The following is a 24,818-nucleotide window of genomic DNA, read 5'->3' as shown; positions in this document are numbered from 1 at the left end:
CGGACGTGGCACAGACCATCGCCGGGCGGCCTATATTTCTTCGGTACATGGCCTATCGCCGATGGCGGAAAGCCGTTTTATAGCCGAAATATCGGCGCCGTCGAAACACTCTGCTCGCGAAGCCCCGGTCCGCGCGCGATCGCGCACGGCTTCGCCGCACCAGCCGGTGACCGGACGAGAGTGGGTTCACACCGTGGCAGCTGTCATCTCCAGTCCGCTGGAATTCAACGTCGAGGACATCTACGTCGACCTGCAGCACGTCGTCGGCCGTCGGCTGCTCCTCAAGTGCGAGGGCTTCAACTTCGCAGGTTCGGTCAAGCTCAAGGCCGCGGTCGAGATGGTGGACGCGCTGGAGCGGGACGGTCGATTGCGCCCCGGCGGCGCGTTGATCGAGTCTTCGTCGGGCAACATGGGCGTGGCCCTGAGCATGGTGGCGGCGCACCGCGGCTACCGGTTCGTCTGCGTGACGGACGTGCGCTGCAACCGCGCGGCCCGGCGGTGGATGGAGGCGCTGGGCAGCGAGGTGCACGTGATCAGCGAGCCGGACCGGGAGGGTGGATTCCTGGCCGCACGCCTCGCCCACGTCCGCGAGCTGCTGCGGGCCAATCCCGGCTACGTCTGGCTGAACCAGTACGCAAACCCGGGGAACTGGCGGGGGCACTACCGCACCACGGGGCCCGAGATCGCCAAGGCATTCCCGGACCTCGACGTGCTGTTCGTCGGAGCCGGCACGACGGGAACGCTGATGGGTTGCGCCCGCTACTTCCGGGAGAACCAACCCGGGGTGACCGTGGTCGCGGTCGACAGCGTCGGTTCGGTGACCTTCGGCGCACCGGCCGGGCAGCGGCTCATCCCCGGCCTGGGCACGGGCGTCCGCCCGCAGATCCTGGAAGAGTCCTATGTGGACGATGTGGTCCACGTGTCGGAGTGCGATACGATCGCCATGTGCCGCAGGATGGTCCGCTGCGGATTCCTCTTCGGCGGCTCGACCGGCACGGTGGTCTGCGGCGCCCTCGAGTGGCTGCGCGCGAACCGAGCCGGTGACGAGCTCACAGCCCTGGCGATCGCCCCGGACATGGGGGTCAACTACCTGGACACCGTCTACGACGGGAAATGGGTGGAGCGCAGCTTCGGCACGGCCCCCACCGATCCGAGCGCAGACCACTAACCCCGGCGCCTGTGTTCTGGGAGGACCAGGGCGTATAGGCCTTGCAGGCGGATCGTGTCGATGCTCGGGAAGCCGCAGGCGATGAGACCGGTGGCTTGTGCGGGCAGGAACTCGCGCCAGGTCGGGCCGCTGCGGCGCAGGGTCGGATCGAAGCCCACTACCCGCGACAACTGAGTCGCGAACCATGAACATCACGAACTGCTGTCGGGGTACTAGGGTGTTGACCGCAGCGGTGTCCTAGATGTGCCATCTCATGACATTGGTTCCTCGCTGTCAGGCTTGGCGGGCGCGGGACGCGAGCCGATCGGCGAGCGCGATGACGAGGTCGCGTAGTTCATTGGGGCGCTCGATGACGAACGGCCGGTCGAGTGAGGCGAGTGCCGGAGGCAACCAGTCGAGCTGCTCCGCACGTAGCTCGACGCGCAGCCAGCGCTCGGTCGCCCGGTCCTCGCCTGCCTCGGGCTCGTGCTCCGCCAGGCTCGCGACGCTGGCGGGAAGGTGGGCGCGGATCTGCTCAACTGTCCCGTGGATCCGCAAGGTCACCTCATGCCGGTACTCCGCCGTGGCGAACCCTGACAACACGCGCTGTGCCGGACCGGGACCCACGGGCGCTTCGAATGAGCCGGGCAGGGTCCGCGCGTCTGCGATGCGATCGAGCCGGAAGGTTCGGTCCTCGCCGATCTCGGGGTCCTTGCCCGTGACGTACCACCGGCCCGAATGGGCGACGATCCCGTACGCGTGCAGCGTGCGTTCGCTGCGCCGTCCGCCGCGGTCGGTGTAGCGGATCGAGATCGGTCGGCGGTGGCGCACCGCATCGGCGATGGTGAGCAGGACCCCAGCGTCCGGGGTGTCGAACTCGCCGGGCTGATCCGTGAAGGCGAGAGCCCCCAGGAGTGTGTCGAGCCGGCGGGCGATGTGCTTGGGCAGCACCCGCCGGATCTTCGCCGATGCCGTCTCGCTTGCCGTGTGCTCCGTCGTCGTCAACCCTGCTCGGCGGCCGGCGACCAGGCCGAGCAGCACGGCCAGCGCCTCGTCGTCGCTGAACATGAGCGGAGGCAAGCGGTACCCAGGGGCGAGCCGGTACCCGCCGTAGCGGCCGCGCACCGATTCCACGGGCACGTCAAGGTCGATCAGCTGGTCCACATACCGCCGCACGGTGCGCCCTTCGACGCCGAGCCGGTCGGCGAGTTCGGCCACAGTCCGGGTGCCGCCGGACTGCAGCAACTCCAGGAGTGTCAGCACGCGGCCAGTGGGTCGAGGCATGTTCACAGCCTACGTGAATACAGGACCGATTCTGTCCACTATTTCTCCTAGCCTGCGAAGTGCACGAATCAAACACGCCCGAGGAGATCACCATGGACTTCGTCTCGATCCGCATCATCACCAGCGACGTAGCGCGCCTCGTCGAGTTCTACGAGCGAGCCACCGGGGTGCCGGCGATGTGGGCCACCGAGGACTTCGCCGAACTAAAGACCCCCAACGCCACCCTCGCGATCGCCAGCACCCGCACCGTCCCGCTGTTCGCCCCGGACTCTGCCCGCCCGGCGGACAACCACAGCGTGATCAGCGAGTTCCTCGTCGACGACGTGGACCGCGTTCACCAGAACCTGACCGGCTTCGTCACCGACTTCGTCACCGAGCCCACCACGATGCCCTGGGGCAACCGGTCGCTGCTGTTCCGCGACCCCGACGGCAACCTCGTCAACTTCTTCACCCCCGTCACCCCGGCGGCTATCGAAAAGTTCGCACGTTGACGCCACGCACAACCGCTCACGCGGGAGCCTTGAGATTCCAGGGCTCCCGCTGAACGCGGCCACCGAGTCCAGGAGCACCAACAGCAGGGGACACCGGAACGCACCGCTGACCCCCGAGGGACGTCTGCGGTTGTGTCTACGGACGAACTACTGCAACCACGAGCGGCCGCACACCGCCCTGGGGGGAAGCCGTCGATCAGCCGGACGTCCGGCGGCGACTACCGTGTCACCCTCGACCAGCCGCCGGAACCGCTCCGACGCGAACGGCGGGCACAGCTGGGGAGCGTAGATCAAGGCCGCGACGTCGGCCCGATGGTTCATCTGCATCCGCAGGGTTCCCGGTGTGGTGGCGGCGCATCATGCGGCGAAGCCGTCGAGGAAGATGGACATGCAGTCCCGGGCGAGGTCCTCGCTGGTGTAGGCGTCGTCCGGGTGCCGCCACTTGATCGACAGCCACACGGCGTCGCGGATGAAGCGGTGGAAGACCTTCGAAGGGATGTCGCCGCGGAACACCCCGGCCCGCTTGCCGTCGTCGATGGTTTCCAGCCAGATCTGCTGCACTTCGTCGGCCAGCTTCTTGGTGTGCTGGTACTCGGGTAGGTCGCGGAGGTTCGCCAGCTCGTTCTGGTAGACGATGGTGGCGTGCGGGCTTTCCTCGGCGGTGCGAAGCGATACCTCGACGATGGCGCGTAACCGGGCGCGTGCGTCGAGCCGGCGGGGTGCGGCCGAGTCGTAGCGGGTTTTCAGCTCCTCCAGATAGCTGGTGATCACCTCCCGCACGATCGCGTCTTTCGACGGGAAGTAGTGGTACAGCGCGCCGGACTGCACTCCGACCTGGGATGCGATCGCGCGCACGGTGGTCGCCGCGACGCCCTTGTCGGCGAACAGCTCGGCAGCGGCGCGCCACGTACCACCGCGACCCGCTGGGGCAGGTGTTCGAGCTGCTGGACAGCGCTCTCGCCGCGAACCTGGCCGACCAGCTGGACCGAAGTGGACATCTCGGATGAGCGTGTGTGATCGATCGAGAATCGCATGGCCGCAACGAATTTTCCATCCGGTCACCGAGCGGTGCCGAGTGCATCGCGGTGGCGAACGTGGTCCTGCCGACCGGGGTGGACACCGCACAAGGGCATTCCAGGGTCCTGCCCGGATTGCTGGAAGGGCGGCCGGACCTCGGGCCGGTGTTCATGAACAGCCTCCCGGTCGAGCGCATCGAATCCGCCGACGTCAGCAACGTCCTGCTGTTCCTCGCCTCGGACGACGCCCGCTACGTGACCGGGATCGCGATGCCCGTCGACGCCGGTTCCACCATCCGCTGAGTCAGATTTCCCCACGAGTAGAGGAGAAAAGCCCATGAGCCCACGTGTTGTCTACGCCCGCAGCGTGCACGACGACGCCGAGATCAACGCATGCATCGAGGTTCTGCGTGGCGGGCCGTTCGGCCTGAAGATCGGCAAGAACGTCGCCGAGATGGAACGGACCGTCGCCGACCTGTACGGCAAGCGGCTGGGCGTGATGTGCAACTCCGGCTCATCTGCGATCTACCTGGCGCTCGAACTGCTCGACCTGCCCAAAGGCGCGGAGGTGATCACCTCTCCGCTGACCTTCTCCACCGACGTCGCGCCCATCGTCCGCGGTGGCTGGGTCCCGGTGTTCGCCGACGTCGCGCCGGACACCTACAACGTGGACGCCACCAATATCGAGGCGCTGATCACCGAGAAGACCCGGGCCATCCTGATCCCCAACCTCGCGGGGAATGCACCGGACTGGGACGTGATCCGGGATGTCGCCGACCGCCACGGGCTGAAGGTGATCGAGGACTCCTGCGACTGCATCGGCACGACGCTGCGCGGCACCAAGACCGGCAGCCGCTCGGACATCACGGTCACCAGCTTCGCGATGGCGCACATCGTCACCTGCGCCGGCAACGGCGGCATGGTGTGCCTGGACGACGAAGCGTTGCGGGACAAGGCGTTGATGCTGCGGCGGTGGGGGCGGCGCTCGGAACCGCACCTGTTCGGCTCCGCCAAGACCGGGCGGGTGTTCCGCGAGGACCTCGACGGCGTGGCCTACGACAACGACTTCATCTTCGACGTGCTGCCCTGGAACTTCGAACCGTCCGAGCTCGGTGCCGCGTTCGGGCTGCAGCAGCTGAAGAAGCTCGGCGCGAACTTCGAACGCCGCGCGGAGATCTTCGACGCCTTCAACGCGGCCTTCGGCAGCTACCCGACGCTGTTCTCGCTGCCCCGCCAGCAGGAGGGCTTCCACACCGCGTGGCTGTGCTACCCGGTGCTGGTCCGGCCCGACGCCGGGTTCGCGCGCAGCGACCTGCAGGAGTCCCTCGAAGTGGCGGGCATCGACACGCGCACGGTGTGGAGCGGGAACATCACCCGGCACCCGATGATGCGGGGCGTCGAACACCGGCTCCCGGCCGACGGGCTGCCCAACGCCGACGCCGTGTTCGAGCGCGGCATGTCGCTGGGGATGAGCCACGGCACCACGACGGAGGAACTCGACCACGTGGTGGCCAGCATCCACGCCTTCGCGTCGCGCTTCGCGCCTGCGGCCGGCTCGTTGGGCTGACCCCGGAGGCGATGACGTTGCCGAGGAAACCCGTGAAGACCGCGCTCTACGCGCCGCCGATCGGGCGTGATGTGAACGCGTGGCGGGAGCAGCTGCGCCGCCTGGACGACAGCGGGCTGACCGCCGTGTCGGTGTCCGACCACTTCCTGGTGGGCCGCCAGGATCCCATCGCCGCGCTGGCCGCCATCGCGACGAGCACCCGGCGGCTGCGGGTCATGGCGCTGGTCCTGTGCAACGACTACCGGCACCCGGTGATCACCCACCACGCGGCGGCCACCATCGACGTGCTCTCCGGTGGGCGGCTGGACCTCGGCCTCGGGGCCGGTTACCTGGCCGCCGAGTACGCGGCGGCCGGGTTGCCCTACGACGAACCGGGACAGCGGGTCGACCGGCTCGCGGAGTCGGTCGAGGTCATCAAGGCGCTGTTCACCGACCAGCCGGTGCACCACGAAGCGAGGCCTACGCGGTGACCGGCCTGACCGGTTCCCCGGCACCGGTGCAAACCCCGCACCCGCCGCTGCTGATCGGCGGCGGCGGGAAGCGGATGCTCACCATGGCCGGCGAACGCGCGCAGATCGCCGGGATCCACTCGAACCTCCGGCACGGCTCCGCCTACAACGCGGCGGTCATCGAGGACATGCTGCCGGACCGGATGTCGCGGAAGATCGCGTGGGTCCGGGAGGCGGCGGAGCGCGCCGGACGCGACCCGGACCAACTGGACTACCTCTCGATCACGTGGACCTGCCGGGTGGTGGACAGCCCGCGGCAGACAGACGCGGCACTCGCCGAGGTGTGCCGGGCCTACGGGGTCGATCCGGCGGTCGGCCGGCGGTCGACGGGCCTGCTGGTCGGCACCGCGGAGCAGTGCGCCGAGCAACTCCAGCACCGCCGGGAGGAACTCGGGCTGAACTACGTCGACTTCGGGGCCGCCGACGCCGGCGAAGTCGCCCCGCTGGTCGCGGCGCTGGCCGCGCTGGACTGAAAGCCCCGCCATCCGAAAGACCCTTTGACAACGGAGTCAAGATGTCCGAAACAGTCGCGCCAAGACCCGATTCCGCGGTGCTGCGCAAGGTGGCCGTCGAGATTCGTTCCCGACGACCCCGCTTTCGTCTGCGACGTTCACGCCGCGGAAAGCCCTGGGACACCAGGAGGTTTCGCGCGATCGTTCGCGTTCTGCGGGTGGTCTGACTGCGGGTTGTGGGAGAATCGCGGGAATCGCCGCACTGGGGGCCAGATGTCAGCGGAACAGCCGAAACCCGGCTTCGAGATCAAACCCGACCACGTCATCGCGTTCGGGCGTGGCATCGTCACGCTGATCCTGCCGTGGCTGGCCGCGAGGTTCGTGTTCAAACCCAGGATCAGCACGCTGCCGAAGGACCGGCTGCTGGACCGGCTCGCGTTCTGGCGATCGGTGGCCGGGCTGCTGGTGGTGGTGACGGCGAGCATGGCGTGGCGGGAACCGTTCGACGTGGTCGGTGAAACCTTCAGCAAGGCGTTCATGACCGCGTGGTACGCGGCGCTGGCGCTGCCGCTGTCGTTCCTCGTAATGCTTGGCATGACCCGCTCGGGCTACCGCGCCGAGCTATTGCGCGGCGGCCTACGACTGTTAGGACGGGTCGTGCTCGGCGCGGGTGCCATCACGCTGCCCATCGCTCCGCTCGCCTTGCTCGACGGTGAGGAGGTTCCCATCAACACGGTCGGCAAGTTGTTGGTCTTCATCCTCGTGGTGCTGTTCATAGTCTGCTGGTACGCGCCGTTCTGGGTGTGCACGATCTACTGGGCCGCGCGCACCAGCTTCTGGACCAGCGAAATCCACCCGCTGCTCGCACCGGTCGCCTCGTCATTCCTGGTGCTGCTGATCACCGGTAGGGAGATCGTCAATCCCGACACCAAGAGCCTGCCCGTGCCGCTGTGGTTCGCGCTGAACATCTGCGGCGTGCTCTCGACGCTGACGCTGGCCGTCGTCGAGTACCGGCACGCAAGAGCCAACGGGTTCCGCTTCCGCTACGGCCCGCGCCCGGTGCCCGCACCGCAACCCCACCCCCAGGGGGCGACGCGGTAGCGCTCAGACCGTCTTCGCGGAGCCGGCCAGCTGTACGTGCCGAGAAATACTTCCGTACAGGTCAACAGCTTTCGGCATGTGACCGATCACTGTCCGACATGATCAGGTCTTGTACTGGTCCGCTTTGCCTACCTCACTGTTGCCCAACTGGCACCTGGCGGTTCTCCAAGGCGTAGCCAGTAGATGGCCTGAGTTGCTTCCGGAACGCGTCAGGCGCCACCCAGCGAGAAACAGCGGCCAAAGACGATCAGCGGCGAGGCCCAGGGGAATTGGGCGTCGGCAGTCGGCGCCCAATTCCCGCACAGGAGTCCGGCAGGGCTCGCCGGAGCTGGTGCGGATGGAGGCGTGCAAGCGGCCCCAGACGGCGCGCTCGGGGTGGTTCAGCCGATCAGGTCGGCCCAGGAGCGCTTGGCGAACGTGGTCTGGCTGCCGAAGGGGTCGACCCAGTCGTCGCCGTGCCGGACGGCGACCAGCCAGGCGCGGTCATTCTGGCGGTCGCGCATCCGGATCGAGCCGGTGGTCTCCGTGTTGGAAATCCACGCGTCATCGCGACTCACGATGTCCATACGCAGCGCGAACCGGAGCTGGTCGCCGTAGATCACGGCATTCTGGACAGTGCGCATGGGCATCGAGCCGGTACCCCTGGCGATGTAGAAGTTTTGGCCCTTGCGCTGCACCGGCCGACTCCACGACTCGCTGCCCAAACGGCACAGCAGCGGCGTGCCTAGCAAGGCGGGCACGTCGAGAAAGACCTTATCGGTGTCGAACTTGAACTGAAGGATCTCGGACTTGCCGACCGTGTTCTTGGGAGAGAAATCCGTGTTCTCCCACAGACCGACCGGGTAGAACCAGTCCTTGTCCTCCTTGCACCAGTAGAGCAGGAACGGCTGGCCGCCGCCCAGCGTCCCCGTCGCATTATTCTTGCCTCTGTATTTGAGAAGCGGGCCGCGAGTCCCGGCCTCGTCGTCCCCGGCCTCACGCCGGGCGGTGTCGTCGGTGGCCATAGACTTCTCCCCCCAGATCACTGTCGGACAACGGCAATCAGTGCCGGTCAGTGCTTCCCCCGAATGGGTACCCAAGTAACGGCGGCAGAATCACAGCTCCAACGCCCGCCCACTACGTCCTTTGCCCATGCCGGTCACGGATCCAGAGCAGACCGAGCCCCTCAGCATACGTCGACACGACCGGCTGGGTGGCATCCTCCACGAGTACCACCGCGCAGCATGACCTGCACGGATACGATTTTCGGCAAGTGCAGCGTTCAAGGAGTTCTTCGGCCTGAATGTGCCGTTCACGCGAGCGCGGTGGCGGGGTCGGTGTAGGTGAGGTTGTGTGCCTGCGCCACCGGCTCGTTCACCAAGGCGCCGCCCAGCGTGCTCAGGCCCTTGGCCAGCGCGTCGTCCTGACGGGCCGCAGCGCGGATGCCTTGGCTGGCGACATTGATCAGGTAGGGCAGGGTCGCCGACGTCAGGGCCAGGGTCGAGGTGCGGGCCACTGCGCCGGGGATGTTGGCCACGCAGTAGTGGATCACTCCGTCGACCACATAGGTCGGGTCGGAGTGGGTGGTCACGCGGCTGGTCTCGAAGCAGCCACCCTGATCGATGGCGATGTCCACGACGACACTGCCGGGACGCATCCTGGCGATCATTTCCCGGGTGACCACCTTGGGGGCCTTGGCCCCTGGTACCAGCACTGCGCCGATGACCACGTCGGACTCCGCGATGTACTCCGTCAGCCGGGCCCGGTTGGGTACCACCAGGTCGAGTCTGCCTCCGAAGATGTCGGCCAAGTAGGCCAGCCGGGAGGGATTGGTGTCCAGCACCCGCACCATGGCCCGCATCCCGGCGGCGATCTTGGCCGCCTCGGTGCCGGACACCCCGCCGCCGATGATCAGTACCTTCGCCGCCGGGGTCCCGGGCACACCGCCGAGCAACAGGCCGGCTCCACCGGATGGGCTCTCCAAGTGATGCGCTGCAGCCTGCACCGCCATTCGACCAGCGACCTCGCTCATCGGAGTCAGCAGCGGCAGCTTCTGGTCCGCGGTTTGCACCGTCTCGTAGGCGATGGAGTCGATCTTGCGCTCGATCAGGAACTCGGTGAGCGGCTTGTCTGCGGCCAAGTGCAGGTAGGTGAACAGCTGCTGGCCCTCGCGGAAGCGGTGGTACTCGGCAGGGATCGGCTCCTTGACCTTCACGATCAGGTCGGCGCCGGTGAACACCTCGTCTGCGTTGGGCAGGATCGTGGCTCCGGCCGCGGCGAACTCCGCGTCGGTGAATCGCGAACCGGCGCCAGCGTTCGTCTCTACCAGTACTTCGTGTCCATGGTGGACGAGTTCGGCGACCCCGTCGGGTTGAACTGACACCCGGTTCTCGTTGTCCTTGATTTCCTTCGGCACCCCAACGACAAGTTTCGACACCTGCATACCCCTTTCTGGGTTTGATCGTTCACGTCATCAACGTGGTGGTGAGGACGTCGAAGGACGTGATGGCATGGATATCGCCTCGGCCATCCCCTCCCGGGCTTCGCGTGCACTGTGCCGCGATGCGGGATGAGGCGGTCGGCGACAACCGGCGGGGCGGCCTCGTCAGGTCTGGTCCACCGTATAGCGGACGCCGGTGAACCGCCTCCGCCAGGCCGTGACCTCTGGTGCCACGCGCTCGGGCTCGACCGCCTGGTCCCGCCCTCGCGCAGGCATATCGGTGGGCGTCATTCCTCGTCGCATCAGCTCAGGTGTGCCGGTGCGCAGTGAGTTCATGTCTCCGTCGACCGTGGTGTCGGGCAGACCGATCCCGCAGGCCAGCAGGTTCGCCCGACGCGGCCGCTTCGCAGCGTGCTGGCCACCGCCCCAGCACTGGGCACCAGCGTGAACTGTTGCGAGCGGGTGAGCCTGGGGGCGCCGCAAAATAGCGGCGACCCAGCCCGTGCAGATCCTCGGCCAGCCGACCCGCCGTCTCGACCATGGCCGCGGCGTAGGCCCGGCCCGCGACCTTCCAGGACAGCATGGTCACGGAGAGCGCGGCGTTCTGGCGACGTCGAAGACGTGACCAAAATGGCCCAAGCCCTCCGGCATCACGCCTGGAACCCACTCTGACCCGTCACGCTACTACTCATCAGCTGAAACCCGATTTCGCCGGGACCGTGGCGAGTAGCGTCCTGAGTTGAGTGACTAGGGCATGCGGTTCGGGCGGGTATGCTGACTTGGATATCGAGAGAACCTCCATGTTTGCTGCTTGCGTAAAGGAAATTCGATCGCAGGAAGTTTCGAGTGTGAGGCAGTGTTGTGGATCGACGCCGAGTCGCGACGCGGCGAGCGCATACATGTCGAGGCAGGGCCTGGCGTCCGGTATCTCATCCGCATGTACCGTTGCTGTCAAGTATTGACCCCACTCGAACGCCGATACCGCGGCCTCGACGAATCGTCTTGGTGCGGAAGACACCAGTGCAACCGGTAATTGACCTGCGGCCAAGGACATGAGGTCGGTCGAACCGTTACGCAGGCACAGGCTTCCGCTGGTAAGTGCTTTGATCGCGTAGTCCGTGCACCATTCCTCTACCTCAGTGGGGTCCAGGCCTCTGGACAGTGCGGCGAGGCATTCCAGCCATTTCCTGGAGCCCTGGAATTCTACGGAATCGTCGGGTATTCGACGGTGTCCCCGCAGGGTGAGGAGGACATGCCAGATTTCTTTCCAGATGCTCCTGATGTTGATGAGCACATCATCATCGAGGTTGAAGATGATCCCAGTAATCGGGGGCGTTGAAATTTTCTGGACCTGCCGTATTTTCGGGGATTGTTTCATGGGCAATATCCTGCAACTGTCCGCGGCCTGTCTTTCTGGAGTCCGGGGCGTAGGAGGTCTTCCAGGCTGAAAGCGCCGCTGCTGGCCTGTGGACAGCAATGACAAAGTGGAACCACTTGCGTCGGATGTTAACGTCGAATTTTTTTCGGCCACGTGCGTGTTGCAGACCACCATGAGCCACCGGTGACGAGGTGTCATTGTTCCGCCGACACCGTTTGAGCGGAGCTGCTTGTGTCCGCGCCCCTCTTCCGCACAACGCGCCACACGCGATCTCAATCACCACAGCGTCAACCACCATCGGCTGGCTGCGCTGACCCGCCGGCAAGCTGATCAAGTGCCGGTTCCGTGCGACGGTGATCAGGTCTGCGACCAGGTCGGCATGCTCGCGGCGAGGTCGGTGATCGCACGGCACCAGCGCGCGCTGACGTCGGGCACGTCCTCGATCTCGTTGATGGCCGGAGCGGAATTCGATGAACACCGGGCTCACGTTATTGATCTTGAAAGTGGCCCGCCGTGCTCTTCTGGCCCTGGCCGTATTGCCTTTCGTCGAGGTCCGCACTGCGCCGTACGGCGGCTTGTCAGCGAGCCGAACCTGAGCCATCGTGTTCATTCTCGTTCGAATTGGGGTGATTCTGTGCACTACCGAACAACGATGCTGCTAGTGACCACCCTCCTGCTGACCATGAACGGCACCGCGGGGGCCGCGGACGATCCCGCACCCGCTCCGCCGATGGGCTGGAATTCCTGGAACAAGTTCGGCTGCGACATCAACGAGCAGTTGATCATTGAGACCGCCGACGCGATGGTCGCCTCCGGCATGAAGGACGCCGGGTACCAGTACGTCAACATCGACGACTGCTGGATGGCGCCGGAGCGCGGCGCGGACGGACGCCTGCAACCCGACCCCGTGCGCTTTCCAGCCGGCATCAAGGCGGTCGCCGACCACGTCCACGCCAAGGGCCTGAAGCTGGGCATCTACTCCTCTGCGGGAACCAAGACCTGCCAGGGCCTGCCCGCCAGCCTCGATCACGAGGAGGTTGACGCCCGGACCTTCGCCGACTGGGGCGTGGACTACCTCAAGTACGACAACTGCAACAACGAGGGCCGTCCGGCCGTCGAGCGCTACCAGAAGATGGGCGAGGCGCTGCGCGCGACCGGCCGCCCCATCGTCTACAGCATCTGCGAATGGGGCGAGAACGACCCGTGGGAGTGGGGTCGCGAGGTCGGCGGCCACCTGTGGCGCACGACCGGCGACATCAGTGACTCCTGGAACAGCATGACCGGATTGCTCGACCAGCAGGTCGGCATCGAGCAGCACTCCGGTCCGAATGGCTGGAATGACCCGGACATGCTCGAAGTCGGCAACGGCGGCATGACCGACGCCGAGTACCGCGCGCACTTCTCCCTCTGGGCGCTGCTGAACGCGCCGCTGCTCGCGGGCAACGACTTGCGCACCATGGATCAATCCACAAAGGACATCATGCTCAACCCCGAGCTGATCGCGATCAACCAGGACTGGGGCGGGAAACAGGGCTACCGGGTCCGCGACGACGGTGAAACCGAGGTGTGGGCCAAGCCCGTCTCGGACGGATCGGTGGCCGTCGTGCTGTTCAACCGCACTGGCGAAGACCAGGACATCCAGGCGAAGGCGGGCGAGGTCGGACTGCCCGATGCCGCCGGCTACCGGTCGCGGGACCTGTGGACGGGCGTTGAAACCAGCATCGGCGGCGAGATCCGGGCGTCGGTCCCGTCGCACGGCGCAGTGGCGTACCGGGTGTGGCCGAACCCGGGGGAGAAGTCGTGACCAGAACGCCCATCCTCGTTCTCACCCGCACTGCCGCCGCAGACGTCTGGTGCGGTCGTTCGGACGCGTCGTGACGTCCACCCGCCGCAGCCTTGCCCGCGGTCGAACCGCTGAGCTCGAACCAGAACCGGTCCGAACCCTGAACCGCCGGCTCGTACTCCTTGAGATTCAGCAGGCCTCGACGTGCTCGCCGGAGACTTCGACGTGTAGCGGCTCGGGGAACTCCTCGGCATAGGAGCACACCGCGAAGTGCGCTGCAGGCCGACCTTTGTTGGCCAGTGGCAACGCGATCACGCCATCGGCAACCGAGCCCGACGCCGCGGGCCGGTCCGGCAACGCCCGCGGTCCCCCTGCCGTGTTCCTGCAACGGAAGTCGCTGCTTCTCCGGTGGCTTCGGGTGCCAGCGGTCGACGGGCTCGGGAACCGGGCTCGGCTTCTCCGCGCGCGGCGGCTCGCCGGTGTTCTCGAAGTCGAACACCGGCACCAGGTCGCCGGCGGCTGTCCAGCGCACTCGGAGCCGCCGCAGCGATTGCTCATTCCTTCGCGCGGTGGGGCTCGTTGTCGAGTTCGTCGGGAGTGTCGTTCGATGTGGCGTGGCTGCGGCGGGTCGCGAGGAGCGCCCAGCCGAGCCCAGCCAGCAACAGCAGCACGACTCCGACCACCACCAGCTGGTCGGAGATGAGCGCCGATACGTGCTGTACCCAGGTTTGCGCGGCGAACTGCGCGTCGATGCCGACGATCCCACCGAGGGATCCGGTGCCGTCGGTGGCGAGGAACAGCGCGCCGAGTGTGATGAAGACCAGCCCGGAGAGCAGCGTGGTGCTGTGCACGCGGAGCGGGCCGAGCTTCAGCTCCCGGCCGCGCAGCCACCGGCGTCGCCCGAGGTCGAAGCGGTCCCACAGAGCGGCGATCAGGAACAACGGCACCGCCATGCCCAGTGCGTAGATGGCCAGCAGCAGCCCGCCGTAGGCGGGGTTGGCTCCAGTCATGGCGATCGTCAGCACGCTGCCGAGCAGAGGACCGGCGCAGAATCCGGCCAGTCCGTACACAGTGCCCAGCAGGTACACCGACAGCGCCGAGGAGATCTTGATCCGCCCGCTGAGCCGTTGCGCCGCCGTGGAGCCGAAGCCGAGCCCGAAGATCTGCCCAGCGCCGAGCACGATCATGATCGATCCGCCGATCAGCACGACGAGGTCGCGGTGCTCGTTGAGCACCGCACCGATCGAGCCCGCGGCCGCGCCCATCGGCACCAGGGTGGTGGTCAGGCCCAGGTAGAAGATGCCGGTGCGCAGCAGCAGTCGCACCCGGTCGGCGAATGCGTAGGCGAAGAACGCCGGCACGAGAAGTGCGGAGCACGGGCTGAGCAGTGACAGCACGCCGCCGAGGAACGCGCCGAAGTAGCCGATGGTCACGGCTTGGTCCGTTCCGCTTCGATCACCGTGACGAACTGCTCCAGTGGCTGGGCGCCGAGCACCGCCTGCTCGTTGATGAGGAAGGACGGGGTGCTGGACGCCCCGAGCGCCTGTCCTTCGGCCAGGTCGGTCTGGATCGCCTGCATGATCGCCGGGTCGTTGCGGTCGGCGTTGAACTTCGCGAGGTCCGGCACGCCCGCTTCGCGGGCCACCTGCTGGATGACTTCTTCCGGGAACGACGGCTTGTGACCGTTGTTGCCCCGCGCGTAGGCGGCGTTGTGGAACTCCCAGAACCGGCCCTGGCGGGCGGCGGCCCGGGCTGCCTTGGCGACCTCCACGGACTCCGTGCCGAAGATCGGGAAGTCGCGCCATTCGATGCGCAGCACCCCCGGGGTGACGTACCGCTTGATCAGCTCCGGCTCGACGTCGGCGGTGAACTTCGAGCAGAACGGGCAGCGGAAGTCCTCGTACTTGATCAGCACCACCGGTGCGTCGGTGCGCCCCATCGCGAACGGGTCACCGGGCTGGCGCCGCTGCAGGGTTTTCAACACCGCGGCGATGTCGTCCTCCTGGGTCGCGGCGGGTTGTTGCGCCGACTCCGGGGACGGCCTGCCGCCGAACGCGCCCCATGCCAGCGCCGCCACGGCGACCACGACCAACGCGGCGAACCCCCACCGGAACGCCGGTGAGCCCTTCGAAGCCACCACAACCACCTCTCTTCTACCAAACTTAGTAGCATTTCTATTGTGCATAGTAGAATCACGGCGTCGGCGCCTTCTCGGTGCCCCGGGCAAGACGATCGAGGTCTTGGTGCGCGGTTGGACAGCCCGGCACTTATCCCACGTACTACAACCTGGTTCTGCTCGCCCTGGGCCGGGCTGCGCTCGGCGCGGGGCTGCCGGCTGCCTGCGGCAGGGCGCCTATGACCTACCCTGCCGACCGGAAGGGGGAGTTCCGATGCGCAGCCTGGGGCCACTCGAGTCGGCCGTGATGAACCTGCTGTGGGAAGCGGCGGATCCGATGAGCGTGCGGGAGGTGCTGGACGGACTCCGCGACCGCGGCCTCGCCTACACGACGGTGGCCACCGTGCTGGAGAACCTCCACCGCAAGCAGTGGGTCGACCGCGACCGGCTCGGCCGGGTCTGGTTCTACCGCCCCCGCCTGCAGGCCAGCGAGCATGCCGCGCTGCTGATGCGGGAAGCGCTCGCGGCCAGCAACAGCCCGCGCGCGACGTTCCTCAGGTTCGTCGACGAGATCAGCGACGAGGAAGCCGCGATGCTGCGGGAACTGCTCGCCGAGACGCCGGAGGACCGATGACACCGCTGCTCATCGGGCTGTTCGCCTACACCGCAGCGCTGGCCGCATGGGGACCCCGCCTGATGCGAGCCTGTCGACGCTGGCAATCCGCGGCGCCCAGACTCGGGCTCGTCCTCTGGGCCACGCTGGCCACCTCGTGGGTCGTATCGATGATCAGCGCGGGTCTCGCCGCGATGGCACAACTCTCCGGCGGCCTCGGTCTCGCCGGTTTGCTGCACGCCTGCCTGCGCGCGCTGCTGGCGATCATCGGGGTGCGCGACCTTGCCGACGCGCCCGCTGCCATCGCACTGCTCGGTTCCGTCCTGGTGATAGTGCGGCTGTTCGCCGTTGCCGCACACCATGCCCGGCAGACCCGGCGGCACCGCAAGCTGCACCGGCATGCCCTGCTCTCGTCCTCGGGCACGATTGTCCGCAATGGAATTCGGGTTGCCGTCGTGGAAACCGAGCAGCTTGCTGCGTACTGCGTTCCCGGGCGAGGCTCTACCGTCGTACTCACCACAGGCGCACTGCGCCGGCTCGTGCCGGCCGAACGAGATGCTGTTCTCGCGCACGAGATCGCTCACCTGCGCGGGAAGCACCACCTCGTGCTGGGCTGGGCGGCGATCCTCGCGCGCGCCTTTCCCTTCGTGCCGCTGCTGAAGGCGGCTTCGCAGGAGATCGCCCGTCTCGCCGAGTGGATCGCTGACGATCAGGCGGGCCGCCGACACGGGAATCGAGCGGTGGCCCGCGCGCTGACCGTGATGGCCACGAGCAACCGGAAATCCACCATCCGCGTGCCGAAAACAGCTCTCGCGGCGGTGGGTTCCGGCGTTCCGGAACGGGTCAGGCGCCTAGTCCAGCCCCGGGCGGCAGTGCGCTCGGCATGCTGGCGGATCGTCGCTGCGCTCACCTTGCCGTTGCTTGCGCTCGTTGTGGCGGCGGCTGTGCTCGTCCCATGTGCCACCGCCGACCCGACACCCATCTGCGCCGGACGCGCGAGCGTCACGGACTCCGCGTACTGACGACGCCTTGGTGGGACAGGCGGGTTTGCCTTGTGATCTGCGGACGTAGGAACAGGTGGTGCTGATGGCGCCCCGGCCAGCCGGTCGAGGTTTCCGCGTGAACCAGGAGGAGCGCTGTGTCACACCAGCTCGAACCAGGCTGGTGCGACACAGCGCGACTGTGACGCCTGGGGGTACCGCTTGTTCAGGCGGCGTCGTTGCTGGGCATGCTGGCGTATTCCTCGATGCGGGTGATGAGGTCGTCTTCGAAGCGGAAGTACACGGCGGCGTCGACCCGGAAGAGCGCTCCGTCCTTCATGACCACGTTCACGACGTGCTGCTGGAGGACTTCGTCGGGCTGGGAGAACTGCCGGGTGATGTCGTAGCGCATCGACTGGATGGGCCCGATCTGGGCTTCCATGCCTGAGATGTTCTCCTGGATCGTCGAGTCGCCCTTTCCGTCGTTGTGCCAGACGGTGGCCTTTTCGGAGCACATCGCTTGCGCATCGGCCCATTCCCGGTTCTCCAGGTGGCGGAGGTAGGTGATTGCCTTGTCTTTGAGGTCCTGGCTCATGGCGTTGCTTCCTTCGGTGCGTGGTGTGACCTGTCGGGAATCGGGGGCGCTCAGTTCTTGGCGTAGACGAGAGCGCGTTCTCCTGCCTCGACTCGCATGGGCAGGTGGTTGCCGGGAGGCGAGAGAGGACAGGTGAACACGGCCGGGGCCAGGTGGTGGTGCGAGAGCGTTGCCTGGTTGAAGTCGACCGTCAGGGTGCTGCCGGGGGCCAGGAGGGGCAGGACCAGCCAGCGGCCGATTTCGGGTGTCTCCGTTCCGTTGGTCTCGTCGGTGAAGACCACGAGTCGCTGGCCCGGCATGTCTTCGAGTACGGACAGCACGTATTCAGTGCCGTTGATGGAGACGGCGAGGTCGACGGGCGCGAAGATGGCTTCCGTGCTGCGGGGAGTCGTCAGGCGGCCCACGTCGATCCGGCGACCCTCCGGAGCTGCTCGGTATTCGCCTTCGAAGACCCAGGCCGGGTCGTAGGGGTAGGTGTCGATCCCGCTGAGGCCAGACCGGGCGAGAGCCTCGTGGTCCATGACGACCACGCCATAGAACCCGCCCGCGCCTCCCGCAAAGCCCACGCGTCCCCCGGAGAATTCAAGAGCGCTGCCGGAAGGCACTTCGGCCGTTCCGTTCACCGCCTCGCCGTTGACCGTCACGCTGTCGGCGGCAGCGGCCGACATCGTCAAGGCGCCCGCCTCGGTGATGCGCCACTGCCCGGGAACGCCCGGGATGACGTGGGCATCCCAGCCGGTCACCCTGCCGTTGGCGACAACCTTCGCCTTGCCGTTCGGGCCGGCGATCTCGTCCCACCTGGCCTTGCGCCACGCCTCGTAGTCGGCGGGCACGCTGCTCGCTGTCTGCTGGTGCGAGGGAACGTGATCCGGATCCATGAGATGTCCTTTCTTTCTTCCTGCCGTGGCGTGAACGCTGTCCGCCTGAGATCAACCTACGTCTGCCATGCGTCTTAAGCACAATTCCTTGCTTATGGAGCAAAGAGTTGGGCTTGGGGCTGCCCGTCGGGCAATCACGACGCTGTCTTGGCGCGGCTGTGGGGTGGAATTCAGACGCGGCGTGCGGCCCACGCGGTGCGTTCGGTGCGCACTGCGAGGTCGTTGCGGCGCAGGATGCTGTGCGGGCTGCCCGTGTCTAGCAGCTGATCCAGCGCAGTGAGGTCCTCGGCCGTGAGCACACCGGCTACGGCGTCGCGCATGCGTCGCAGGCCGCTGAGCGCGTATCGGCCGACCGCCATGGAGCGGGAGTGTTCGATGTCGACGGTGATCGTCCGTTCGCCTTCGAGAGTGAATCCGGCGGCGGTCAGCTTGGCGCCCCAGTCGGCCCCCCGGTGGGGTACGTGCTCGGCGTGGCGACGGTCGCTCGCGGCGTGGCAGCGCTTCTCCAGGCCAGGGTGGTCCTCGGGGGCGTCATCGGGCAGGAACCGGGGAAAGCTGGCGAGTTCGACGACGGCGAACAGTCCGCCAGGGGCGAGCGTGTCGCGCACCTGGCGCAGGGTGCGGTCGGGATCGGCCATGTGGTGCAGGGATGCCGAAGCCCACACCAGGTCGGGCTCGCCGAGTTTCGGCCACGTCGAGTCGAGGTCGGCCTGGACCGTGCGCACGCGGTCGGCCACCCCGTGCCCGTGGGCCTTTTCCCGCAGGCGACGCAGATGGTCGGCCGACGAGTCGACGGCGGTGACATGCGCCTCGGGGAAACGGGCGAGCAGCGCGAATGTCCCAACGCCGGTTCCGCACCCCAGGTCCACGATCTGGCGGGGGCTCGCCGCGAGGGGCAGCCACGCGGTGATGGACGCGGTGTGCTCGGCGAGGACCTCCGCGTCGAGCTCCAGGATTTCCGCCTGGTCGTCCACGTCGTTCCGGTGTCCGTGTCCGTGTTCGTGATGGTGGCCCGGGGGGCCGTCATGGTCCTGCGCAGTGGGCGTCATGACGGCGACAGTAGGCCGCTCATGCGCTAGATGCACGGAGTCTTGCCCGTGAGGCAAGACGATGGCTGCTCGAGTTGCTGACCACGCAAGTGACCACAGAGACCCGGGGCGTCAGCCGGTCGTCATGATCGGTCCGCGTCCGGCCGGGCCTTCTTGTCGGTGTGGTGCCCGCGGCGGGCCTCGCGGTCGAAGATGCCCAGGATCTCGCACGGCCCGCCTGCGGTGCCGATCGCGTGAGGGAGCATGGTCGGGAACTCGGCGGCCTGGTTGGTCTCCACGCGGAAGCGGCGGTGGCCCAGCATCAGGACGGCTGTGCCGGAGAGGACGACGAGCCACTCTCGGCCCGGGTGTGCGCGCATGCTGGCTGGGTTGTCCGGTGGCGGGCTCGTCATGCGCTGGCGCATGACGGTCATCCCGGGCTCCGCTTTGATCGGCCACCGCATCAAGCCGTGGGTGCCATCGATCATCGGATTGGCGATCACGTCGTCGGTGTCCGTCTCGACCAGCTGGTCAAGAGAGGTGTCCAGGGCCCGGGCCAGGGTGACGAGCTGGTCCAGGGCGAGGCGGCGCTGGCCGTTCTCGATCCGGCTGAGCGACGACGGACTCAGCCGGGCACGGGTGGCCAACTCCTCCAGCGACCAGCCCTGCGCCACCCGCAGAGCGCGGATGCGTTTGCGTACCAGGCCGTCCAACTCGCCATCGTCTTGCGTCATGGGCACGATCTTATGCCGAAGCCGCAACCCGTGCTTACCGTCGAGGTGCAGCCCCACGCACGTGAAGAAGGAGCCACCGCCATGCCTGAGACCAGGACGGACCCACTACCGGCGGAAACCGTCGACGCCGTGGTGATCGGCGGTGGCGCCGCGGGCTTGAACGGCGCGCTGATGCTGGCCCGCTCACGCCGCTCGGTCGTCGTGATCGACAGCGGGACGCCCCGAAACGCCCCGGCCGAGGGGGTGCACAGCCTGCTCGGCCTGGACGGCACACCGCCCGCAGAGCTGCTGCGCCGAGGCAGGGAGGAGGTGCGCCGCTACGGCGGGCAGCTTGTGGCCGGAGAGGTGGTCTCCGCCGCGCCGGCCGTGCCTTCGGCCGACGGAGATCCGCGCTTCGCCATCACCCTGGCCGACGGCAGCCTCGTGCAGGCGCGCCGGGTGCTGGTCGCCACCGGACTGCGCGACGTGCTCCCCGACATCCCCGGCCTGGCCCCGCACTGGGGCCGCGGCGTGGTCCACTGCCCGTATTGCCACGGATGGGAGGTCCGCGACGAACCGATCGGTGTGCTGGCCGTGGGCCCGGGCTCGGTTCACCACGCGCTGTTGTTCCGTCAGCTGACCGAGGACCTGGTGTACTTCACCCGCGGCATCGATCTGGATGAGGACACCCGCGCGCGGTTCGCCGCCCGTGGCATTCGCGTCATCGACACCCCGGTCGCCGAGGTCCAGTCCGACGGGAACGGCATCACCGGCGTGCTGCTGACCGACGGGCACGTCGTGTCGCGCCGTGTCCTCGCCGTCGTCACCACGACGCTAGCTCGCGCGGACGGGCTCGACGGCCTGCGGTTGCCGATGGAGGACCTGCCAGGCGGCATGGGCCGCCGCTTCGTCACCGGCATGGCGGGGACCACCGAAGTGCCGGGGGTGTGGGTGGCGGGCAACGCCACCGACCTGACCGCACAGGTCGGTGCCTCCGCCGCGACCGGAGCCCTCGCCGGCGCCCACCTGAACGCCCACCTCGCCGCCGCGGACACCAACGCGGCTCTCGCTGCCGCGTCCAGCGTCACTCACGCCTGAAGCGCCGCGCCGCACGGCGACTCCATACGCCCAAGAACCCGGCACCCACCTCTGCACACGACACTGGGACCTCCGAGACCGTCGCCTCATGACACCTCGCCACAAAGCCAGCACCCACCCGCCGCAGACACAGCGATTCACCACCGGAGGTGCCACGAACGCGTCGGGCGAGACGGTGCCCGATGTCTCCTGTCGCGAGGCGTTCGAGTGCAACCTGCGCTACTCGACCACGCGGGTCGCAGGCGGCGGCGATGTCGGCCTGAAGCCCTCCGGACAGATGATCGGTGGTCAAGCCTCGCCACCGAACTAGACCGGGAAGTTCGATTGGGGCGCAAGAAAAAGCCGGGTGCCGAGTGTCCAGTCGTGACACCCGGCACCCGGCTTGCTCCCCTGGTTGCGGACGAGGTTCTCAGTCCGCGATCTTGGACGGGTGCATCGCCAGCGGCGTGACCTCGATGTTCATGTACGGGAACAGCGGTAGCCCTGACAGCAGTGCATGCAGTTCGTCGTGGTCGGCGACGTCGAGGATCGAGAAGTTGGCGTATTCGCCGGCGATGCGCCACAGGTGTGGCCATCTTCCTTCTCGTTGCAGCTTCTGGCTGTACTCCTTCTCGCGCGCGATGATGTCACCGCGCTCCGCCGGGGCCAGGTCCGGTGGCAGGTGTACGTCCATGCGGACGTGGTAGAGCATCAGTCACTCCAAAATGGACAGTCGTCAGGCCTGCTCCGGATCGAGGATGAAGCCGTACTCGACAGTTCCCCCGCTCCCGTCGGACGCGGGCTGCGGCGACAGCATGAGCTCCGGCTTGACCGCCGAGGCGATGTCGTCGTCGTTGTGCTCGTCGCCGGGGAAGTACAGCTGGGCGGTCAGCAGTTCGTGACCGGGGGCGGACACCTTGACGTGCAGGTGAGCCGGGCGCCAGGCGTGCCAGCCGGCGGCGGCGATCAGCTTGCCGCAGGCGCCGTCGGTGGGGATCTGGTACGGCGCTGGGCGGACCGTGCGGATCTCGAACTTGCCGTCGGCGTCGGTGGTGAAGGTCGCGCGCAGGTTCCACTCCGGGAGGCCGGGCGCGAACTGGGAGTAGAAGCCGTCGGCGTCGGCGTGCCACAGTTCGACCTTGGCGCCCGCCAGGGCTGAGCCGTCGGTGGAGGTCACCTGCCCGGTCCAGGTGAGCGGCGTGCCGGGCTCGTTCTCCCGCATCGGCACGGATCCACGGGCGCCCTGCTCAGGGGCGTCCGGGACGTAGTACGGGCCTTCGATGGTGCCCTTGTTGCCCTGCCGGTGTTCGGTGGCGACCTCCTCGATCACGTGCTCGACCCAGACGTCCAGGAACAGCGGCCACTCACCGCCCTCGCCGACGCTGATCAGCCACGCCTTGAGCGCGTTGTACTCGTCGTAGGTGACCTTGTGGCGGCGGATCGTGCCGTACACGGCTTCCAGCACCTCGCGGGCCAGCAGGCTGACGCGCTCCTTGGGCGTCCCGGCCACGCCGGCGAGCTTGTCGCTCTTGAACCGTTCGGTCGCGTTCGCGCCAGAGGCAGCGGCGGTAGCCGTCTCGTGGGTGGCGGTCATGAATCCTCCTTGATTCGCGGTGGGGTCAGCGGTCCAGGCGATAGCGCTGGAGCTTCTCGGGATCGATCTCGGCGCCGAGGCCGGCGCCGGGGCGGACGGTCAGCTCGCCGTCGGCGATGCACAGCGGCTCGGTGAGCAGGTCGTCGCTCATGTCGAGGAAGTTCGACAGCTCGCCCGGCCTGCGCGACGTCAGCTCGTAGGCCGCGCCGAAGGCGACCGTGCACAGGGAGCCGAGCTGACCGTCGATCTGGTTGCCCATCACCACTTCCAGGCCGAGCCCCTCGGCGAGGTGGTGGGTGCGCTGCGACCGGGTGAAGCCGGTTCGCGCGGTCTTGATGCTCACCGCGGTGGCGGAGCCGCCGAGGATCTCGCGGGTGACGTCGGCGGGCGTGACGGCGGACTCGTCGGCGATGAAAGGCACATCCAACTGTGAGACGAGCCAACGGCGGCCGAGCACATCGTCGGCAGGGCAGAGCTCCTCGGCGAACAGCAGCCCGAGGTCGGCCATCTCCTTCATGGCGTGGGCGGATTCGGCGGCGGTCCATCCGCGGTTGCCGTCCACGTACAGGTCGATGCCTTCGCCCAAGCCCTCGCGCAGGGCGCGCACGACGGCGGTGTCCAGCGACACCGGGCGGCGGCCTACCTTGACCTTGAACGTGGTGATGCCGTGGGTGTCGCGCATCCGTTCGGCTTCGGCGACCATCGCGGCCGGTTCGTCGAAACCGAGCATGTGCGACACGCGCATGCGGTCGGTGTACCCGCCGAGCAGTTCGGTGACCGAGACGTCGAGGGTGCGCCCGAGCGCATCCCAGATCGCCATGTCGATCGCTGACTTGGCGGTCGGGTTGCCGACGGTCCGGGCGAGTCGGGTGTGGACGGTTTCTCGGTCGAGCAGGCTCAGGCCGACGACCTGCGCGGCGAAGATCGTGTCGATTGCAGCGACGATCCCGGCCTGGGTCTCGCCGTAGGTGAACGGCCGGGGCGGGGCCTCGGCGACGCCGACGATCCCGTCGTCGGTGTGCACCCGCACGAGGACGTGCTCGGCGACGTGCACCTCGCCGGAGGCGAACCGCAGCGGCTTGCGGTAGGGGATGGCGAACGGGATCGCCTCGACCTGCGTGATCTTCATCGGTTGACCTCTGCCGTTGGTCTGGTGGGCGGGAAGACGTCCTCGAGTGCTGCGAGGGCTCCTGCGACGAGCGGGGACTGGGTCTCGCGGTGCCAGGCCAGGGCGAGCTCGACCGTTGCCGCGCCGGCGAGGTCGCGGAACACGACGCCGGCCAGTGGAAGAGACCGGGCCGAGGCGGGTACCACGCCGACGCCCAGGCCACCGGCGACCAACGCGAGCAGTGCCGCGGTACCGGGAGCTTCGTGCTGCTGCTGTGGGGTGAACCCGGCCTCTCGGCAGCTGCGCGCGACCGCCTCGTGCACGACGGAGTTGCGTCCGGTGTAGGTCACGAGCGGCTCGGCTCGCAGGTCCGTCATCGCCACGACAGGCTCGACGGCCAGCCGGTGGTCGGCCGGGACCGCGAGGATCAGCGGCTCGACCTCGATCACCCGGAAGTCGATGTCGTCACCGGTCACTGGCGGGCGCAGCACCCCGATGCCGAGAGTTCCGCTGCGCAAGTGCTCGCACTGATCGGCGGTGAGCAGGTCGGCGCGGACCTCCAGCTCCACGTGCGGCACCCGCTGGGCGAGCGCCCGGGCCAGGTGCGGCAGGTGGGAGAACGCGGCCGTGCCGGTGAATCCGACCCGGAGCAGGCCGAGCTTGCCCTCGCCGATGCGCTGGACCCCGCGCACCCCGTCCTTCAGGGTCGCCAGCACTCGCTGGGCCTCGGCCAGGAAGAACTCGCCGGCCGGCGTCACCCGGACCTGTCGCGTCGTCCGGGCCAGCAGGGTGACGCCCAGCTCCTTCTCCAGCTGCCGGATGGCGTGCGACAGCGCCGGCTGGGCGACGTGCAGCTGCTCGGCCGCCCGGGCGAAGTGGCACGTCTCGGCGACAGTGACGAAGTAGCGCAGGTGCCGAAGCTCCATGAGATGCCTCCTCCCGTGTCCCTGTCACCGATCTCCTCACGGT

General features: G+C 67.7%; 28 protein-coding genes. 11 read left to right on the top strand and 17 right to left on the bottom strand.

Annotated features, from left to right (window positions below):
- Window positions 1-193 precede the first annotated feature (193 nt).
- Window positions 194-1,168, top strand: coding sequence for a 2,3-diaminopropionate biosynthesis protein SbnA (sbnA, locus tag BLW84_RS26620; RefSeq protein ID WP_245761394.1), 975 nt, complete (start codon window positions 194-196; stop codon window positions 1,166-1,168).
- Window positions 1,169-1,441: 273 nt separating this feature from the next.
- Here sbnA and BLW84_RS26610 read toward each other — a convergent pair whose 3' ends face one another.
- A complete protein-coding gene (locus BLW84_RS26610; RefSeq protein WP_093270442.1) occupies window positions 1,442-2,431 on the bottom strand; it encodes a helix-turn-helix transcriptional regulator in 990 nt (329 codons plus the stop codon).
- A 92-nt stretch (window positions 2,432-2,523) separates the two neighbouring features.
- On the opposite strand from BLW84_RS26610, the gene BLW84_RS26605 reads away from it, so the two are divergent.
- Entirely contained in the window at window positions 2,524-2,922 is a 399-nt protein-coding gene (locus BLW84_RS26605; RefSeq protein ID WP_093270400.1) for a VOC family protein, read from the top strand.
- A 357-nt stretch (window positions 2,923-3,279) separates the two neighbouring features.
- Here BLW84_RS26605 and BLW84_RS26595 read toward each other — a convergent pair whose 3' ends face one another.
- Window positions 3,280-3,984 carry a TetR/AcrR family transcriptional regulator gene (locus BLW84_RS26595; protein ID WP_218157477.1) on the bottom strand — a complete coding sequence of 235 codons (705 nt, stop codon included), beginning with the start codon at window positions 3,982-3,984 and terminating at the stop codon, window positions 3,280-3,282.
- Between the two features lie 23 nt (window positions 3,985-4,007).
- Between BLW84_RS26595 and BLW84_RS26590 the strand changes: the two genes are divergently transcribed.
- The 5 genes from BLW84_RS26590 (at window position 4,008) to BLW84_RS26570 (ending at window position 7,567) form a co-directional block, all read left to right on the top strand.
- Window positions 4,008-4,241 (top strand): SDR family oxidoreductase, encoded by a 234-nt coding sequence (locus BLW84_RS26590; protein ID WP_281247449.1) that lies wholly within the window; start codon window positions 4,008-4,010, stop codon window positions 4,239-4,241.
- A 34-nt stretch (window positions 4,242-4,275) separates the two neighbouring features.
- Complete coding sequence (locus tag BLW84_RS26585) at window positions 4,276-5,505, top strand: DegT/DnrJ/EryC1/StrS family aminotransferase (RefSeq protein ID WP_093270395.1); 1,230 nt, start codon at window positions 4,276-4,278, stop codon at window positions 5,503-5,505.
- 32 nt (window positions 5,506-5,537) lie between these two features.
- Window positions 5,538-5,975, top strand: coding sequence for an LLM class flavin-dependent oxidoreductase (locus BLW84_RS47700; protein ID WP_177226701.1), 438 nt, complete (start codon window positions 5,538-5,540; stop codon window positions 5,973-5,975).
- A complete protein-coding gene (locus tag BLW84_RS47695) occupies window positions 5,972-6,487 on the top strand; it encodes an LLM class flavin-dependent oxidoreductase (protein ID WP_093270388.1) in 516 nt (171 codons plus the stop codon). Before BLW84_RS47700 ends, BLW84_RS47695 begins: the two co-directional genes overlap by 4 nt.
- Before the next feature lie 252 nt (window positions 6,488-6,739).
- Window positions 6,740-7,567 (top strand): hypothetical protein, encoded by an 828-nt coding sequence (locus BLW84_RS26570; RefSeq protein WP_093270386.1) that lies wholly within the window; start codon window positions 6,740-6,742, stop codon window positions 7,565-7,567.
- Window positions 7,568-7,947: 380 nt separating this feature from the next.
- Here BLW84_RS26570 and BLW84_RS26565 read toward each other — a convergent pair whose 3' ends face one another.
- The 4 genes from BLW84_RS26565 to BLW84_RS47690 form a co-directional block, all read right to left on the bottom strand.
- Window positions 7,948-8,571 (bottom strand): hypothetical protein, encoded by a 624-nt coding sequence (locus BLW84_RS26565; RefSeq protein WP_093270383.1) that lies wholly within the window; start codon window positions 8,569-8,571, stop codon window positions 7,948-7,950.
- A 287-nt stretch (window positions 8,572-8,858) separates the two neighbouring features.
- The gene (gene ald, locus BLW84_RS26555) at window positions 8,859-9,989 is read right to left on the bottom strand and encodes an alanine dehydrogenase (RefSeq protein WP_093270381.1); all 1,131 of its coding nucleotides are present in this window, start codon (window positions 9,987-9,989) and stop codon (window positions 8,859-8,861) included.
- Window positions 9,990-10,677: 688 nt separating this feature from the next.
- Window positions 10,678-11,364: an HAD family hydrolase gene (locus BLW84_RS26550; RefSeq protein WP_177226700.1), complete on the bottom strand. Its 687-nt coding sequence runs from the start codon at window positions 11,362-11,364 to the stop codon at window positions 10,678-10,680.
- Entirely contained in the window at window positions 11,285-11,965 is a 681-nt protein-coding gene (locus BLW84_RS47690) for a hypothetical protein (protein WP_177226699.1), read from the bottom strand. Before BLW84_RS47690 ends, BLW84_RS26550 begins: the two co-directional genes overlap by 80 nt.
- A 51-nt stretch (window positions 11,966-12,016) precedes the next feature.
- Here BLW84_RS47690 and BLW84_RS26545 point away from each other — a divergent pair, with 51 nt between their 5' ends.
- Window positions 12,017-13,168, top strand: coding sequence for a glycoside hydrolase family 27 protein (locus BLW84_RS26545; protein ID WP_245761392.1), 1,152 nt, complete (start codon window positions 12,017-12,019; stop codon window positions 13,166-13,168).
- 168 nt (window positions 13,169-13,336) lie between these two features.
- Here the strand turns inward: BLW84_RS26545 and BLW84_RS49975 are convergent, their stop codons facing one another.
- The 3 genes from BLW84_RS49975 to BLW84_RS26535 form a co-directional block, all read right to left on the bottom strand.
- Window positions 13,337-13,462, bottom strand: a complete 126-nt coding sequence (locus tag BLW84_RS49975) for a hypothetical protein (protein WP_281247448.1) — start codon at window positions 13,460-13,462, stop codon at window positions 13,337-13,339.
- 239 nt (window positions 13,463-13,701) lie between these two features.
- Window positions 13,702-14,580 (bottom strand): cytochrome c biogenesis CcdA family protein, encoded by an 879-nt coding sequence (locus tag BLW84_RS26540; RefSeq protein WP_093270374.1) that lies wholly within the window; start codon window positions 14,578-14,580, stop codon window positions 13,702-13,704.
- Window positions 14,577-15,284, bottom strand: coding sequence for a DsbA family protein (locus BLW84_RS26535; protein WP_245761391.1), 708 nt, complete (start codon window positions 15,282-15,284; stop codon window positions 14,577-14,579). Before BLW84_RS26535 ends, BLW84_RS26540 begins: the two co-directional genes overlap by 4 nt.
- A gap of 253 nt (window positions 15,285-15,537) precedes the next feature.
- Here BLW84_RS26535 and BLW84_RS26530 point away from each other — a divergent pair, with 253 nt between their 5' ends.
- Window positions 15,538-15,897 carry a BlaI/MecI/CopY family transcriptional regulator gene (locus BLW84_RS26530; RefSeq protein WP_093270368.1) on the top strand — a complete coding sequence of 120 codons (360 nt, stop codon included), beginning with the start codon at window positions 15,538-15,540 and terminating at the stop codon, window positions 15,895-15,897.
- On the top strand, window positions 15,894-16,898 hold the full coding sequence (locus BLW84_RS26525) for a M56 family metallopeptidase (protein WP_093270365.1): 1,005 nt from the start codon (window positions 15,894-15,896) through the stop codon (window positions 16,896-16,898). The genes BLW84_RS26530 and BLW84_RS26525 overlap by 4 nt, the downstream gene beginning before the upstream one ends.
- 184 nt (window positions 16,899-17,082) lie before the next feature.
- Here the strand turns inward: BLW84_RS26525 and BLW84_RS26520 are convergent, their stop codons facing one another.
- The 4 genes from BLW84_RS26520 to BLW84_RS26505 all read right to left on the bottom strand — a co-directional run bounded on the left by BLW84_RS26520 (window position 17,083) and on the right by BLW84_RS26505 (window position 20,091).
- Window positions 17,083-17,451 carry a nuclear transport factor 2 family protein gene (locus BLW84_RS26520; protein WP_093270362.1) on the bottom strand — a complete coding sequence of 123 codons (369 nt, stop codon included), beginning with the start codon at window positions 17,449-17,451 and terminating at the stop codon, window positions 17,083-17,085.
- Between the two features lie 50 nt (window positions 17,452-17,501).
- Window positions 17,502-18,329 carry a DUF1684 domain-containing protein gene (locus BLW84_RS26515; protein ID WP_093270359.1) on the bottom strand — a complete coding sequence of 276 codons (828 nt, stop codon included), beginning with the start codon at window positions 18,327-18,329 and terminating at the stop codon, window positions 17,502-17,504.
- Between the two features lie 170 nt (window positions 18,330-18,499).
- Entirely contained in the window at window positions 18,500-19,378 is an 879-nt protein-coding gene (locus BLW84_RS26510) for a class I SAM-dependent methyltransferase (protein WP_093270356.1), read from the bottom strand.
- 122 nt (window positions 19,379-19,500) lie between these two features.
- Entirely contained in the window at window positions 19,501-20,091 is a 591-nt protein-coding gene (locus tag BLW84_RS26505) for a helix-turn-helix transcriptional regulator (protein WP_177226698.1), read from the bottom strand.
- Between the two features lie 81 nt (window positions 20,092-20,172).
- Here BLW84_RS26505 and BLW84_RS26500 point away from each other — a divergent pair, with 81 nt between their 5' ends.
- On the top strand, window positions 20,173-21,168 hold the full coding sequence (locus tag BLW84_RS26500) for an NAD(P)/FAD-dependent oxidoreductase (RefSeq protein ID WP_093270354.1): 996 nt from the start codon (window positions 20,173-20,175) through the stop codon (window positions 21,166-21,168).
- 409 nt (window positions 21,169-21,577) lie between these two features.
- Here the strand turns inward: BLW84_RS26500 and catC are convergent, their stop codons facing one another.
- Genes catC through BLW84_RS26475 form a run of 4 tightly spaced genes read right to left on the bottom strand, consistent with a single transcriptional unit; the run spans window position 21,578 to window position 24,775 of the window.
- A complete protein-coding gene (gene catC / locus BLW84_RS26490; RefSeq protein WP_093270348.1) occupies window positions 21,578-21,859 on the bottom strand; it encodes a muconolactone Delta-isomerase in 282 nt (93 codons plus the stop codon).
- Window positions 21,860-21,883: 24 nt separating this feature from the next.
- Entirely contained in the window at window positions 21,884-22,741 is an 858-nt protein-coding gene (gene catA / locus BLW84_RS26485) for a catechol 1,2-dioxygenase (protein WP_093270345.1), read from the bottom strand.
- Window positions 22,742-22,766: 25 nt separating this feature from the next.
- Entirely contained in the window at window positions 22,767-23,870 is a 1,104-nt protein-coding gene (locus tag BLW84_RS26480) for a mandelate racemase/muconate lactonizing enzyme family protein (protein ID WP_093270343.1), read from the bottom strand.
- The gene (locus BLW84_RS26475; RefSeq protein WP_093270341.1) at window positions 23,867-24,775 is read right to left on the bottom strand and encodes a LysR substrate-binding domain-containing protein; all 909 of its coding nucleotides are present in this window, start codon (window positions 24,773-24,775) and stop codon (window positions 23,867-23,869) included. The genes BLW84_RS26480 and BLW84_RS26475 overlap by 4 nt, the downstream gene beginning before the upstream one ends.
- Between the last annotated feature and the right edge of the window lie 43 nt (window positions 24,776-24,818).

Origin of the sequence: Saccharopolyspora shandongensis, from assembly GCF_900106995.1 — a bacterium.
In the GTDB taxonomy this organism is placed as follows: domain Bacteria; phylum Actinomycetota; class Actinomycetes; order Mycobacteriales; family Pseudonocardiaceae; genus Saccharopolyspora; species Saccharopolyspora shandongensis.
This window is presented reverse-complemented; position numbering and strand designations above follow the sequence as displayed.

Coding starts and splice junctions, on each gene's coding strand:
- BLW84_RS26565 (WP_093270383.1), bottom strand. CDS start 8,571: ATGGCCACCGACGACACCGCCCGGCGTGAGGCCGGGGACGACGAGGCC.
- ald (WP_093270381.1), bottom strand. CDS start 9,989: ATGCAGGTGTCGAAACTTGTCGTTGGGGTGCCGAAGGAAATCAAGGAC.
- BLW84_RS26520 (WP_093270362.1), bottom strand. CDS start 17,451: ATGAGCCAGGACCTCAAAGACAAGGCAATCACCTACCTCCGCCACCTG.
- catC (WP_093270348.1), bottom strand. CDS start 21,859: ATGCTCTACCACGTCCGCATGGACGTACACCTGCCACCGGACCTGGCC.
- BLW84_RS26610 (WP_093270442.1), bottom strand. CDS start 2,431: ATGCCTCGACCCACTGGCCGCGTGCTGACACTCCTGGAGTTGCTGCAG.
- BLW84_RS26515 (WP_093270359.1), bottom strand. CDS start 18,329: ATGGATCCGGATCACGTTCCCTCGCACCAGCAGACAGCGAGCAGCGTG.
- BLW84_RS26550 (WP_177226700.1), bottom strand. CDS start 11,364: ATGAAACAATCCCCGAAAATACGGCAGGTCCAGAAAATTTCAACGCCC.
- BLW84_RS26480 (WP_093270343.1), bottom strand. CDS start 23,870: ATGAAGATCACGCAGGTCGAGGCGATCCCGTTCGCCATCCCCTACCGC.
- BLW84_RS26500 (WP_093270354.1), top strand. CDS start 20,173: ATGCCTGAGACCAGGACGGACCCACTACCGGCGGAAACCGTCGACGCC.
- BLW84_RS26510 (WP_093270356.1), bottom strand. CDS start 19,378: ATGACGCCCACTGCGCAGGACCATGACGGCCCCCCGGGCCACCATCAC.
- BLW84_RS47690 (WP_177226699.1), bottom strand. CDS start 11,965: ATGGCTCAGGTTCGGCTCGCTGACAAGCCGCCGTACGGCGCAGTGCGG.
- BLW84_RS26505 (WP_177226698.1), bottom strand. CDS start 20,091: ATGACGCAAGACGATGGCGAGTTGGACGGCCTGGTACGCAAACGCATC.
- BLW84_RS26475 (WP_093270341.1), bottom strand. CDS start 24,775: ATGGAGCTTCGGCACCTGCGCTACTTCGTCACTGTCGCCGAGACGTGC.
- BLW84_RS26605 (WP_093270400.1), top strand. CDS start 2,524: ATGGACTTCGTCTCGATCCGCATCATCACCAGCGACGTAGCGCGCCTC.
- BLW84_RS26570 (WP_093270386.1), top strand. CDS start 6,740: ATGTCAGCGGAACAGCCGAAACCCGGCTTCGAGATCAAACCCGACCAC.
- catA (WP_093270345.1), bottom strand. CDS start 22,741: ATGACCGCCACCCACGAGACGGCTACCGCCGCTGCCTCTGGCGCGAAC.
- BLW84_RS26530 (WP_093270368.1), top strand. CDS start 15,538: ATGCGCAGCCTGGGGCCACTCGAGTCGGCCGTGATGAACCTGCTGTGG.
- BLW84_RS26525 (WP_093270365.1), top strand. CDS start 15,894: ATGACACCGCTGCTCATCGGGCTGTTCGCCTACACCGCAGCGCTGGCC.
- BLW84_RS26585 (WP_093270395.1), top strand. CDS start 4,276: ATGAGCCCACGTGTTGTCTACGCCCGCAGCGTGCACGACGACGCCGAG.
- BLW84_RS26545 (WP_245761392.1), top strand. CDS start 12,017: ATGCTGCTAGTGACCACCCTCCTGCTGACCATGAACGGCACCGCGGGG.